General features: G+C 46.2%; 9 protein-coding genes and 2 riboswitches. Of the genes, 2 read left to right on the top strand and 7 right to left on the bottom strand.

What is annotated here, in order from left to right:
• Positions 1-11 precede the first annotated feature (11 nt).
• From EJE48_RS10930 to EJE48_RS10900, 7 genes are all read right to left on the bottom strand, one after another.
• On the bottom strand, positions 12-1,343 hold the full coding sequence (locus EJE48_RS10930) for an MATE family efflux transporter (protein WP_118580828.1): 1,332 nt from the start codon (positions 1,341-1,343) through the stop codon (positions 12-14).
• A 177-nt stretch (positions 1,344-1,520) separates the two neighbouring features.
• Positions 1,521-2,240 (bottom strand): tRNA threonylcarbamoyladenosine dehydratase, encoded by a 720-nt coding sequence (locus EJE48_RS10925; protein WP_118580831.1) that lies wholly within the window; start codon positions 2,238-2,240, stop codon positions 1,521-1,523.
• A gap of 10 nt (positions 2,241-2,250) precedes the next feature.
• Positions 2,251-3,612, bottom strand: coding sequence for an HAD hydrolase family protein (locus tag EJE48_RS10920; RefSeq protein WP_016406701.1), 1,362 nt, complete (start codon positions 3,610-3,612; stop codon positions 2,251-2,253).
• A gap of 157 nt (positions 3,613-3,769) precedes the next feature.
• Positions 3,770-4,588 (bottom strand): hypothetical protein, encoded by an 819-nt coding sequence (locus tag EJE48_RS10915; protein WP_016406700.1) that lies wholly within the window; start codon positions 4,586-4,588, stop codon positions 3,770-3,772.
• A 12-nt stretch (positions 4,589-4,600) separates the two neighbouring features.
• Positions 4,601-5,365, bottom strand: a complete 765-nt coding sequence (locus tag EJE48_RS10910; RefSeq protein ID WP_016406699.1) for an amino acid ABC transporter ATP-binding protein — start codon at positions 5,363-5,365, stop codon at positions 4,601-4,603.
• 16 nt (positions 5,366-5,381) lie between these two features.
• The gene (locus EJE48_RS10905; RefSeq protein ID WP_118739667.1) at positions 5,382-6,032 is read right to left on the bottom strand and encodes an amino acid ABC transporter permease; all 651 of its coding nucleotides are present in this window, start codon (positions 6,030-6,032) and stop codon (positions 5,382-5,384) included.
• 117 nt (positions 6,033-6,149) lie between these two features.
• Positions 6,150-6,938 carry an amino acid ABC transporter substrate-binding protein gene (locus EJE48_RS10900; RefSeq protein WP_118739666.1) on the bottom strand — a complete coding sequence of 263 codons (789 nt, stop codon included), beginning with the start codon at positions 6,936-6,938 and terminating at the stop codon, positions 6,150-6,152.
• A gap of 333 nt (positions 6,939-7,271) precedes the next feature.
• Positions 7,272-7,359, top strand: a riboswitch (cyclic di-GMP riboswitch).
• 12 nt (positions 7,360-7,371) lie between these two features.
• Here EJE48_RS10900 and EJE48_RS10895 point away from each other — a divergent pair.
• Together EJE48_RS10895 and EJE48_RS10890 are read left to right on the top strand one after the other, a co-directional pair.
• Positions 7,372-8,199, top strand: coding sequence for a transglutaminase-like domain-containing protein (locus tag EJE48_RS10895; protein WP_118580834.1), 828 nt, complete (start codon positions 7,372-7,374; stop codon positions 8,197-8,199).
• Positions 8,200-8,731: 532 nt separating this feature from the next.
• Positions 8,732-8,819, top strand: a riboswitch (cyclic di-GMP riboswitch).
• Positions 8,820-8,876: 57 nt separating this feature from the next.
• Positions 8,877-13,349 (top strand): S-layer homology domain-containing protein, encoded by a 4,473-nt coding sequence (locus tag EJE48_RS10890; RefSeq protein WP_124984566.1) that lies wholly within the window; start codon positions 8,877-8,879, stop codon positions 13,347-13,349.
• Positions 13,350-13,369: the final 20 nt, after the last annotated feature.

Raw genomic sequence — 13,369 nt, 5'->3', positions numbered from 1 at the left:
AATTCTCCACTTCACAGATACTGATACCTCTTTCGCAGGGCGGAGAAAGCACCTATGGTAATCAGGATAGAGGCAAGCTCCGCCACCGTAATGGCGCACCAAACGCCATCCAAGCCAAAAAAGAGAGGCAAAATCAAAACTGCCGCCACCTCAAAAACAACTGTACGCAGGAAGGAAATTGCCGCAGAAACCATCCCGTTGTTCAATGCCGTAAAGAAGGACGAACCGAAAATATTAAAGCCGCTCAAAAGGAAGGAAACCGCATAAAAGCGAAGTCCTCTCACAGTCATGGCATAAAGCTGTGCATCATAGCCGACAAAAAGCCCCGAAAGCACGCCGGCAAAAAGCACCCCTATCGAAAGCAGCACAATGCCTGTCCCCAAAAGCAGCTTCAGGCTCTTTTTCAGCACATTCTGCAGCTCCGCCTTCTTCCCCGCACCATAGTTGAAGGCAACGATGGGCGCAGAGCCATAGGCATAACCCAGATAAATCGCAATAAAAATAAAATTGACATATAGAATCACGCCATACGCCGCCACGCCGTTTTCCCCCGCAACCTTCATCAGCTGTGCATTATAGAGCATTCCCACCGAGGACATGGAAATATTCGACACCAGCTCGGAGGAGCCATTCGTACAGGCATGAAATAATGCGCCGCCCATCAGCCTTGTTTTCACCAGAGAAAGCTTGCTGCTGTTTTTCCTTGCAAAATAAACAAAGGGAATCAAGCCGCCGACACATTGCCCCAATGCCGTTGCCACCGCCGCACCTGCCACGCCCCAGCCAAGCACCGCAATAAACAGCGCATCCAAAACCATATTCGTCAGCCCTGCGGCAATCGTTACAATTAAGCCAAGCTGCGGCTTTTCCGCTGCAATCAGAAAGTTCTGGAACATATTTTCCAGCATATAAAAGGGAATCCCCAAAAGCACAAGCCTCCCGTAAATCATGCCGTAGCCAAGCATGGCATCATCTGCGCCCATTTTAAGAAGGATTTTTTTCAACGCCGCAATGCCGAGCATCGTCAGCACAAGCCCCAAGCCAATCGCAAAATAAATCAGCATGGAAAAAATCCGATTTGCCTCCTCCTGCTTGCCCTCTCCCAAGGTTTTCGCCACAAGGGCAGTGCCGCCTGTCCCCAGCATAAAGCCGAAGGCACCCAAAACCAATGTGAAGGGGATCACAAGATTGACTGCCGCAAAGGCGGTTTTCCCAACAAAATTGGAAACAAACAGCCCATCGACCACGCCATAAATCGAGGTCAGAATCATCATGGCAACCGAAGGGATGACAAACCGAATCAGCCTGCGATAGGTAAAATGATCCGATAATTGGATATTCATACGTCTTCTCTCCTTTTCAATTCAAAAAAACAGCCCGGTTATTTGCATAACCGAGCGCACTCGACATCTTTTCAACTTTGTAATTGCGACTACAAGTTCTCCGATGAAGATATATTTTATTTGATGATGACTATTGTAACAGAAATAAAGGTGCTGTCAATCCCCTTTCTTATGCCCTTATGCCAAATCCACGCCAGCAATATGCCGGATAACCTCTCCTGCCAGAATCATGCCTGCCACCGGCGGCACAAAGGAAAGACTTCCGGGAATCTGTCGTTTGCCCGTCTCCTGCGATTCTGCCGGCTTTTGGGGCAGCTCCTTAGAATAAACCACCTTCACGCCGCGAATGCCGCGCACCTTCAATTCCTTCCGCATCACCTTCGCCAGCGGACAGACGCTTGTTTTGGAGATATCCGCCACCTCAAAACGGGTCGGGTCAAATTTATTTCCTGTCCCCATGGAGCTGATAACCTCTGTCCCCGCTTTTTTCGCTTCTTCTATCAGAATCAGCTTGGAGGTCACCGTATCAATCGCATCCACAATGTAATCATACGAAGCAAAATCCAGCAAATCCCTGTTTTCCGCACCGTAAACCACAGGATATTCCACCACCTCGGTCTCCGGCAGAATCTCATGAATTCGCTCTGCCATGACAGACGTTTTCCTTCTGCCAATCGTTTTCTGCGTTGCAATCAGCTGACGGTTGATATTTGTCAGGCTTACCACATCTCCATCCACAAGGGCAAGGTGTCCCACGCCGCCTCTTGCCAGTGCCTCTGCCACAAAGGAGCCGACACCACCAATACCGAACACTGCCACACGCGCCTTTCTCAGTTTTTCTATGCCTTCCTCTCCCAGAAGCAGCTCCGCTCTGGAAAATTCATTCAATTCGCTCATATCATTCCTCTCATTCCTTTGGTTCTCTCAGCTCCTTGGGCAGCTTTTCCCAAGGCAGCCGCTCATACAAACGGAAAATCTTTCGCACAATGCTGTCGCCGCCATGTCCCTTTAACTGCCGCTTCGCCGCCGCCTTTGCTTCCGCTTCGGCATCCGCAGTTGCATAGGAAAGCTGTGCAGAGGTCAGCATGGAAAGATCGTTTCGGTTGCTGCCAAAGGCAACACATTTCTTCTGCGGGATTTCCTCCATCAGCCGCTCCAGCATATATTTCTTCGTTGCATTTTTATGATAAATCTTCAAATGACAGTATGTCTCCGGCGTTTCCGATTTATCCCGCAGGAAAAGCAGCTCCTGTTCGGTATCCATCTCTTTTAGTTCTGCCTCCAGTGCATCCGCATCCGCATCCTGCAGCACCAGCAGGATATACACCACAACACCATCCTCCGGCATTTCTCCATAAATATAATTGCGGTAAGGCGATCGGCGGTTAGAAAGATACAATTCTCGTTCCACCTCATTTTTAAATTCGCCAAAATAAATCAAAAGCACATTTTGCCAGACCACGTTCAGGAAATAATGATACTCCTTCTCCTTCACAAGGGTGCAGATTCTGTCCACCCATTCCTTCGGCAGTCCGCTTGTCGCACGGTATCGCTTATCCTTCACATCATACAGCACCGCCCCATCCATCGCGATAACAGGCAGGCGCAAATCAAGCCCCTTTAAATCCGCCATCAGCGAAGCGGGTGTACGCTCTGTCGCAATGGTAAACGGCAGGCCATCCTGCAAAAGCTGATTCAGCTCAAAGGAGGCATAGGGCGAAATACCGTTTTTTTCATCGTATAATGCCCCGTCAAAGCCCGTCACAAAGAGATAGTTCTCTGTCCTTTTCCGTGGCAGATGCAGATTATTGACCCCCAGAGAAACCAGAATCCCGATAATCGTTTCAACAGAACGATTGATTGCCCCCTCCAGCGGTGTATACCCCACATTAGAGAGGCAGACACTCAGCAGTACAATCCCTGCCAGCGCAGAAGCACCCGTGCGCTTCAATAAAACCGTCACATACATCACAGGAATGACCGCAAAGGAAATCACCAGATATCGCAGGATACGCACCTGATAGGGAATATATTGGATCAGATACAGCACCAGAAGCGCAAAGACCGCCCCAAGCAGTGTGCCGATAATACGGTTTATGGAAACCTGTATGCTGTTTTCCGCATAGGGCTGCATACAGATAATCGCGGCAATCGTAGAAAAAATCGGTACGCCTTCCTCTCCGCGCAGAACATAAAGAAAAAAGCAGATGGCAACCGCCAATGCTGTTTTCACCATACGCATACCGACTCTCGGAATATTTGCAACCATAGGATTTCACTCCTTTTCGCTGTTCTTATTGGCAAAGTATAGAGGAAATCCCTTCTTTCTGTCAAGCTATCTGCCAAAAAAATGCAGGAAAATGCTTATTTTACACGGTTTCCCCCTCACATAACAAAAAAACGCAGAATTTTCATCTGCGCTTTTTTTATAAATATGCCGTACCCTCTGCCACGATAGCAACGCTGCCCGTAATTTCAATTTTCGTAACCGCTCCATTCTGATAGGAAGCTGTTGCGCGCATCACGCCGCCGGGCTGCTTGAGGGAAACGGTAACATCCTTCTTCTCCCTTGCCGCCAGATATGCCCCGACAGCAGAGGTTCCGCTGCCGCAGCCTCTTTCCCAGATGAGACTGACATCCTCCACCGCAACCAACGGTTTCAAGCTTTTCTCCTGCTCATCAAACAGCAGAAGCCCAAACACAGGCGGCAGCTCCTTCGCCCAGACCCTTGCCGCGTGTTCCGCCTTTTTTGCGGCATTCTCGCCCCAAAGGGACGCAGGGACGAGGATATGCGTAATGCCTGCGAAAACAACTGCGGTCAGCTCAATTCTTTCGCCGTCCAGCGTAAATGCTCTCTTTTCGATTGTCTGCGGTAAGGGCATTGCCACTCTGCCAAGAAAGCGATGCTCCGCTTCTCGTTTCATTTCGCAGCGAACAAGCTCCTCCGCACCGGAAACCTCAAGCGTAATTTCCGTTTTTTCGCCAATCTGCAGATTTTTCTTCTGCGCCAGCCATGCCGCCAGAGAAAGGCTGGCATTGCCGCAAAATTCCCCCGCCATCATTTGCAGGCGTTTTTCTGCCGCAGGATTTTCCGCTTCCTCGATATAGCCTGCCTGCTCAGCGTATACACTGCCATAGGCAATCAGCCTTTCTGCCACAGCAAGCTGCTTCTCTCTTGCCACAGGCGTTTCGATGAGCAGTGTCATATTTTCCGTAGGGCTTGCTTTGATGAATTTCACTTCCATCCGACCACTTCCTTACTGCTGAAAACGGCTCAGGAAGGCTTTGGTACGTTCTTGCTGGGGATGATTGATGACCTGTTCGGGTTCGCCCTCCTCCACAATCACGCCGCCATCCATAAAAATAATATGATCGGAAACATCCCTTGCAAAGGACATTTCATGTGTCACGATTACCATTGTCATGTGTTCCGCCGCCAAATCCTTGATAACCTTCAGAATTTCGCCCGTCAACTCAGGGTCAAGCGCGGAGGTCGGCTCGTCAAAGAAAAGAATTTTCGGCTTCATTGCCAATGCACGCGCAATGGAAACACGCTGCTGCTGTCCGCCCGAAAGCTCACAGGGATAAGCGTTTTCCTTGTCCGCCAGTCCCATTTTTTTCAGCAGCTCCCTTGCCTCGGCATAAATTTCCTCTTTTTTGCGCTTGCCGATCAGAATCGGCGGTTCGGTGATATTTTTCATGACGGAATAATGGGGAAACAGATTAAAATTCTGGAACACCAGACCGAAATGCTTTTTGATGCCCTGCAGGGTTTCCTTTGCGGCATAAACCGCCTTGCCCTGTGCGTCCGCCTTTGCGGCATAGTCTCCCAAATAAATCAAATCGCCGCCATCCATGGTTTCCAACATGGTTGCGCAGCGCAGAAGGGTTGATTTCCCAGAGCCGGAAGGCCCAATGATAGACACAACCTGTCCTTCTGTTACAGACAGAGAAATATCCTTCAGCACTTCGTTTTCCCCGAAGCTTTTATTGCAGTGCTTAATTTCCAATACCTTATTCATTGTATGCCCTCCTTTCTTAATGGTAATAGCTCAGTTTCTTTTCAATGCGTTCCATTGCGAATGCAACCACAGCATTGAAGATGAAATAGAACACACCCGCAACGAACAGGGGCATAATACTTGTTCTTGCAGATGCAATCTGTTTTGCTACGGTGAACATTTCCTCATACGCCAGTACGAACGCCAGAGAGGTATCCTTTACCAGTGTGATAACCTCATTCGTCACAGGAGGCAGTACGCGCTTCACCATCTGCGGGAAAATGATGCGGAAAAAGGTCTGGTTTTTATTATACCCCAGAACGGATGCCGCCTCATATTGTCCCTTGGGGATGGATTCGATACCGGAACGGTAAATTTCCGCAAAATATGCCGCATAGTTAATGGAAAAGCCGATGATAATCGCAGCGAAGCGGTACCATCTGGGCAAAGAAATACGGAACAGATAATAAGGTGCAAAATTCACCACCAGAAGCTGCAGCATCAGAGGCGTGCCGCGCAGAATGGCAATGAAAACCTTAATGACTGCCTGTAAGGGCTTTATTTTTGACATACGCCCGAAGGCAACCAAAAGCCCCAAGGGCATGGAAAACAGCAGTGTCAGCACAAAAATCATCAGGGAGGAGCCCATGCCGCTTACCAGCTGCTGTGCAATAATCGCAAAATTCATAGTAAATTTCCTTTCTTAACCGTAAAATGCAGGAATCCGAGAAATTCCTAAAACGCAGGAAAGGCGGCAGGAGCTTTCCCACCGTCTTTCCCAGCTTTTTTCATAACTGTCTCTTTCTTATTTTCCCAGGCAAAGCATCTGATCCAGATTGTAATCCTTATACTTTGCTGCGATTTCTGCCAGAGTACCGTCCTCTGCCATTTCGTCCAGTGTTGCCTGTACCTGATCTCTCAGTTCTTCATTGCCCTTCTTGAAGCCGATTGCATACTGCTCTGTGGAAAGGGGCTCTTCCAGCATTCTGAATTTATCTGCCTTTGTTGTCAGCTGATACTGTGCTACGCCGATATCTACCGCGATGGCATCATTTGTGCCTGCCTCCAGATTCATGAATGCTGTGTTGTAATCTGCGATTTCATCCAGAGATGCGAAGGAATTTACTACATCTGCCTTGGATTCATCCTGCAAAGCGGAAAGTGCGGAGGAGCCTGCCTGTGTAATAACGTGCTTGCCTGCCAGATCAGCCTCTGTCTGAATATCGGAATCCGCTCTTACAATATATACGATGCTGTTGTCAACATAGGGTTTGGAGAAGGTGTATTCATCCTCTCTGCCTGTCATGGTGAAGCCGTTCCAGATACAGTCGATTGCACCGCTGTTCAGCTCCATATCCTTTGCATCCCAGTCGATGGGCTGCTTTACCAGCTCCCAGCCGTTTCTTTCGCAGACCTCAGCAGCCAGATCCAGATCAAAGCCGGCATAATCGCCGCTCTCTGTTCTGTAGCCATAAGGAGGATATTCCGCATCGAAGCCTACAGTGAAGGTCTTTGCGCTGTCAGAGCCGCCGCAGCCTGCCAGAACAGACGCACCCATAACCATTGTCAAAAACAGTGCCAAATACTTTTTCATACGCTATCGTCCCCTTTTTCATATCGTTTTTTCGTTCCTGCGGAGCGCCGCTCCTTTGTTCTTCATCATAGTATCACATTGCTACGCTAAAGTAAAGCAAAAGAATCTGCTTTTTCTTCCTTATTTTTTATGCAAAATACACAAGTCCTCTCATGCCCTGTGTGCAGTGCCTGCCACCTCTTTCTCCCATCCGTCTGTACGCCGAGTTTTTGTCGATTTTTCAGATTTTTTGCGATTTTCTATTGACAAACGCGAAAAAAGGTATATAGTGTAGGTATAAAAAATAATACAATCAATATCAGTAAAAGATGCAGCCGTAGTCGACAGCATCTCAAACGATAATAGCAAACCCATCGAAAGGTGGCGACGCAAAGCTATAGGGCCTTCCCCCTTGAAAAAGGGCTGGCAGCCAGTTACCGAAAGGAGATTCCGTATGAAACGGCTTTTTTCTTGTGTTTGCACATTTGTTGCAGCCTTTATTTTAATGTCTATGACAGGCGTGGTAACAGCCAGCGCTTCTACAGGTTCTATTGACACTTCCCATGCAAAAGATGGTTTTGTTACCGTAAATTACACTTCCGATTCCAAATTGAAGGTCGGCATCCAGTACGGTGACAATAAGACCTCCTATAAAAACTGCCCCAGCGGCAAAACTGCAGAGTTCTCTCTGGATCAGGGCGATGGCACATACACCATTACCGTATGTGAAAACATTTCCGGTACAACCTATCAGGTTGTCAGCAGAGAAACCGTAAATGCAAAAATCAAAAACGAATATGCTCCCTACCTTATCTCCACCGCAGATGTGCAGTTTGCAGCAGGTGATGCAGTCAGCCAAAAGGCGGCTGAAATCTGCAAGGGCGCAGCAACCGATGCAGAAAAGGTAACCGCAATCTACAACTACATTGCAGGGCATTACACCTACGATACAAAGCTTGCAGATGAAATCACATCCGGCAAGGTAAGCAAATATATCCCTGACACAAGTGCTACGCTGAACAGTAGCAAGGGCATCTGCTATGACCTGTCTTCTCTGTTTGCAGCTATGTGCCGCAGCCAGAGCATCCCTTGCTCTTTGACAAAGGGCTATGCCGGCAGAAGCTACCATGCTTGGAACAAGGTAAACGTAGACGGTGCTTGGTATCAGATTGATTTGACCTACGCTGTAACAGAGCGTGTACTGAACGCAAACAGCCTGTCCGATTGCGTATCTCCTTTGCACTACGCACAGCAGAGCGATTCTCTTGCAATCGCAGCATAACAGATTGTAATAATGTAATAAAGAAAAAACACATAGCAGGAAGTCTTTTCTTCGCTATATGTTTCCTATAACAAAACCATTTCTACCTTTACAGATAACGCAGACACAAACGCATGGTATTATCTGGCGGTACAGGAAGCAACCAATAGCCACTACAACACAAGCAAGGAAAACTCTGCCTATGAAAAATGGACAGGCTTGCGCAAAACACTTGATTGAATCGGATTAAGATGATTATAATAAATTCGATTCAGGTGTTTTGCATAAAAGCAACGCTTATTTTTCATTAAAAACAGACAAGTTTTCTATATTTAGATAGCGGCATGTCCCCATTTTCCGTGCCGTCATCATTTTTCCATATTTTTTCAACAAAACTTGCATATAATTGCATACAAATATGTTGAGAATCCACAAAAATACTTGAAATTTTATCAAGTTGTGATATAATACATTGTAACAGAACTTTGCAATGTATTTTATCTATATAAATACATTATAGTATTATCTGTGCGGCTCGTTGAAAGAGCGTGTGTACAGACAAAGGCACAGCCGACGAAAGCCGGTGTCGCAAAGCCAAGGGCCTAACCGAATTTTTCTTCGCAAGGCAGCCGGTTGCCAAAAGACATATCGTATCCTCCTTCTTCGGGTCTCACAAGAACAAAGAAGGAGGATTTTTTATGATGAAAAAGAAATCAGGCAAACGCTTTCTGTCCTGGCTCTTGGCTGCCGTAATGATAATTGCGTTGATGCCGGCGAATGCGTTTGCGAAGGATGACAACGACTATGGCGGAATTGACACCTACGCCAACCAAAGCAATAACAATGTGGAGTTCTGGTGTACCAACTCCAACGTTAATGTAGGCGGCAAAACATCTACATCCCTCGACAGTCTGCTTTCCGGCAAAAAAACAGCTTGTTTTTCGCAGGAAACAGCTTTGCAGACAGGGACTCTTAAAAACGGCTCCGGTTTAACAGGCAAACTCTGGAAAGTAATGGTTCAGAATAATAACAACAAGCAGACCGGTGGTGAAAATGTCAATAAAACCGATACAGGTACTGAAATCACTTCCATTTGGGGTGAATGGAAGTGGATACCTTTTCAGTGGTATCAATACCAGTACAATTATCTTACAGCAGATGGGAAAACAGGTACCCTGCGCGCGAACCAAACTGTAGTTGTTTATTACAAACAGGTATTTGTTACAGATTCCAACTACGGTATTATCTACGGTACTGACTGGGGATATAGTGATGGTAGTCATGATGATGCTCCTACAAAGATAACCTACCAATTTGCACAGGAAAACAATGATGGCAGCACTACTATACTGAAAAGCGGAGATTACTGGTATGCAGATAAACCCTATCTCATTAAAGGTATTGGTGCACAGTTGAACCCTAAATATGAAATTTCCAAAATCACTGTTGATGGTGCCGAACAGGATCTCGACAAAGAAGTCTCCATTGACCGTAAAAATCCCCATGTAGTTACCTTCTACATTAAAAGCGTAGAAACAACCAAAGTTCAGTACCACTGGATTGGTGCAGAAAACCTTGCGGTAACATTGCCTACTGATAATGCAGAATATGACTGGGATACCACAGCAAACTTAACCGATGAAGCAGCAGCATTTACGCCTAACCTCATTAAAGAAGGCAAAGACGGTGTTAAATATATGTTCTCCGGTTGGTATGATAACTCCGAGTTTAAAGGTAGCCCCGTAACTTCTATCACTGTCTCCGATACAAACTACACCTTCTATGGTCGTTGGACTTCTGCGGCTGTTGAAGTTGATTTGAACAAGGATGACAGCAATACCAACAGATTTGAAAAAACTCTGACTAATGCAGAAAAGCTTTCTGATGACGCTAAACGCGAATTTACAATCAGCATTACCAATGATGACGATTCTAATGAAACATACACAGGTACAGCCACTGTAAGCAAAGAAAATCCCACTGCACCCTTTGAATTTGATGAAACCCAGAAAATGGTATTCGATATCGACGATGCAGGCATTGGTGAAGACGGCACTGTGCCTGAGAACGGCGTAGATTACACCTATACTGTAAAAGAAGAAACATCTGGTTCTTCTGATGATATCGAATTTGATAATGCAACCTACAAAATGAAGGTAAACCTCAAATTGGAAGATGGCAATCTGGTAGCTACAGTTTCTTTTACAGATGCAACTGAAGGAGCTGTCACTACTCCCATCACCTTCACAAATACATACACACCTGCTTACCCCGTTTATGTTTACGGTCGTTACATGCACAACAACGATCATCTGAAAGGCGATGTAACTGTAAACAACGAAAAGATTCAGTGGAACGCAGATAGTGCAAACCAAAACGCTAAAGAATATTACATCACCTTTGGTAAAATCGAAAAAGGTACAAAGGTAGAAGCTACAGAAGGTGCAACAACTTCTGATCTTTTATTCAGCACGGATAGCATCACTCTGAATGAAGAATTCTCTGGTACAGGCAGTGCTGCTTCTAACAATGTTTCTCTGAGCAATGTTAACAGCTGGGGTAATGTTCACGCTTGTCCCGGTGCAGTAGGCTATACCAACGAGGGTTTTGCTTGGCACATGGACGGTAATATCAATGTTTACACTGTAGCATACGATGACGGCGTTGATGATGCTAGCGTTACAAATATGCCCACTAACCCCCAAGGCTACTTCTTCGGCAGCTACACAACCGCCGCTGCACCTAGCCGTGAAGGCTATGACTTCCAAGGCTGGAAGGCAGAAGGCACTGATAACGTTTACGAGGCAAATCAGGAATTCACTCTTAATGGAGACGTAACTCTGGTTGCACAGTGGACACTGAGCAACGCAAATGTAACCTTTATGATTGATGGCGGTACATGGACTGCCCCTGAAGCTGTAAAGGATACAGCAAACGCTTTTAAAGAAACAATTAAGCTGGACAACGGTCATGCGACATTAGCTAACATTGGCTATACTCCTAAAGGCAAAGCAGATGACAGCCACACAGGCAATGGTAAATGGTACAAGGATAGTAACCCTATTATCGGTGACTTCGAAAATCAGTCTGTTGAAAATGGTGCTATCTTTATCCTGAAATTCGAACCTAAAGCACCTCCAAAGACCGCTACTGTAACTTTCGAGATTGACGGTGGTACATGGAATTCTACAGCACCTGAATCCATAGTTCTCGACGTGGAAAACGGTCCAGCAAAACTTTCTGATAAACTTTCTGCCGCTCCTAAAGGTACTGCAAACGAAAACTACAGCCCTGAAGGCAAATGGTATAAAAAAGTTAATGATGACCTCGTTTCTGTTGTCAACATTTTAAATGTAAATATCGACAGTGATACAACCTTCGTTCTGAAATTTGATAAACAGCAGTACACCATCGAATATCAGTGGAGCACAGATCGTCCCTCTGATATTACAGAGACTCAGCTTCCCCCAGCTACTACAAAAGATGGCTTAGCTCCTACTGAGGAAACTGAAATTAACGCTCTCAATAAAGCCGCAGAGAAAACCTATACCACTACTTCCACAACCAACAAAGATGGTAAATATGGTGAATGGACACTCGTTGGTTGGACTCCCTTAAGATCTGATGATGGTACAAAAATCATCTTCACGGGTAATTGGAAATTCACAGAAAAAGAGAAACCCGTTGAAGTTAAAGTAACCTTCAAAATCGAAGGCGGCACATGGGATGGCACTAACAGCGAAGATCAGACCACAACAGTTATTCTAACAAATGGAGCAGGTTATTTAAAAGAAGAACAACTGCCCAAAGGTACTCATACCCCCGATGCAAACCACATCGGTACAGGGTACTGGAAAATTGACAAAGGTCAGGATATTACAAGCATCCTTATTCAAGGAAATACAGACTTCATCTATACCTTCAACGAACGTGGTACTGTTGCCACTGAACTGAGCAAGCTGATTCAGAAAGACTTCAAATCGCAGTACAACTACAGCACAGAAGGAACCTTCACTGCAACCGCAGAGGTTATCGCAGAACCTGTTGCAATAGCAATTTCCTACACAGCTGAAGAAATGGATGAACCCACAGAAGCCAGAATCTACGATGGTACGGTTACTCTGAAAACAGGCGAAACAAAAGCCTTCGACTTCTCCGCAAAAGACAAAATGGCTGATGTATTAACACCTAACACACGCTACACAGTCAGGGTCTCCGAGGATAAAGGCGACCTTTCCAAAGTAACCTATGACACCACAAAATACATCCTCGGATTTGAAACAGATGGGAATGCTGTAGTGGACTATATCTGGATTGCAAAAGAGAAGGATAGTGAGAATGATCATCCTGAACTAGAACCCGTAGAAGGCACAACAATCACATTCCACAATATTTACACCTACAAGCGTCACCATTCCTCCAGCGACGGTGGTAATGGCGGCGGCAAAAAAGAGGAAAAACCTACCGTAGAAATCAAGGATGATGATGCACTGGGTCTGAATAACACAGACCACTTCGCATACATCGTTGGCTACGGCAACGGCGAGGTAAGACCTCAGAACTCCATCACCCGTGCAGAGGTTGCGGCTATCTTCTTCCGCCTGCTTGAGGATGACGTTCGTGATGCAAACTACACTCGTCAGAATAAATTCACAGATGTAAGCAACGATGCTTGGTACTGCAGCGCAGTATCCACACTGAGCGCGATGGGTATCATTTCCGGTTATCCCGATGCTACCTTCCGCCCCAACGCATCCATCACTCGTGCCGAATTCGCCGCAATCGCAACTCGTTTCGATGTAAACGGCGATAAAACACCCGCAAGCTTCAACGATATCGCAGGCCACTGGGCAAAGGACGAAATCGCTGTAGCAGCCAATAACGGCTGGGTAAACGGCTATGAAGACGGTTCCTTCCGTCCTCAGAACAAAATCACTCGTGCCGAAACAATGTCTCTGGTAAACCGCGTGCTCAACCGCAAACCTGAGACAGCCGAGGATCTCCTGGAAAACATGACAAAATGGACAGATAATGCCGATACCAACGCTTGGTACTATCTGGCAGTACAGGAAGCAACCAACAGCCACTATTATGAATACAAAGAAAATTCTCAGTATGAAAAGTGGACAGAATTGCGTGAAACTCGTGACTGGTCCGAGCTTGATAAATAAATCATAAGCGCTTACAACTC

The organism is Anaerotignum faecicola, from assembly GCF_003865035.1.
Taxonomy (GTDB): Bacteria; Bacillota; Clostridia; order Lachnospirales; family Anaerotignaceae; genus Anaerotignum_A; species Anaerotignum_A faecicola.
This window is presented reverse-complemented; position numbering and strand designations above follow the sequence as displayed.

Coding starts and splice junctions, on each gene's coding strand:
- EJE48_RS10905 (WP_118739667.1), bottom strand. CDS start 6,032: ATGAATTTTGCGATTATTGCACAGCAGCTGGTAAGCGGCATGGGCTCC.
- EJE48_RS10925 (WP_118580831.1), bottom strand. CDS start 2,240: ATGAGCGAATTGAATGAATTTTCCAGAGCGGAGCTGCTTCTGGGAGAG.
- EJE48_RS10895 (WP_118580834.1), top strand. CDS start 7,372: ATGAAACGGCTTTTTTCTTGTGTTTGCACATTTGTTGCAGCCTTTATT.
- EJE48_RS10900 (WP_118739666.1), bottom strand. CDS start 6,938: ATGAAAAAGTATTTGGCACTGTTTTTGACAATGGTTATGGGTGCGTCT.
- EJE48_RS10915 (WP_016406700.1), bottom strand. CDS start 4,588: ATGGAAGTGAAATTCATCAAAGCAAGCCCTACGGAAAATATGACACTG.
- EJE48_RS10910 (WP_016406699.1), bottom strand. CDS start 5,365: ATGAATAAGGTATTGGAAATTAAGCACTGCAATAAAAGCTTCGGGGAA.
- EJE48_RS10890 (WP_124984566.1), top strand. CDS start 8,877: ATGATGAAAAAGAAATCAGGCAAACGCTTTCTGTCCTGGCTCTTGGCT.
- EJE48_RS10930 (WP_118580828.1), bottom strand. CDS start 1,343: ATGAATATCCAATTATCGGATCATTTTACCTATCGCAGGCTGATTCGG.
- EJE48_RS10920 (WP_016406701.1), bottom strand. CDS start 3,612: ATGGTTGCAAATATTCCGAGAGTCGGTATGCGTATGGTGAAAACAGCA.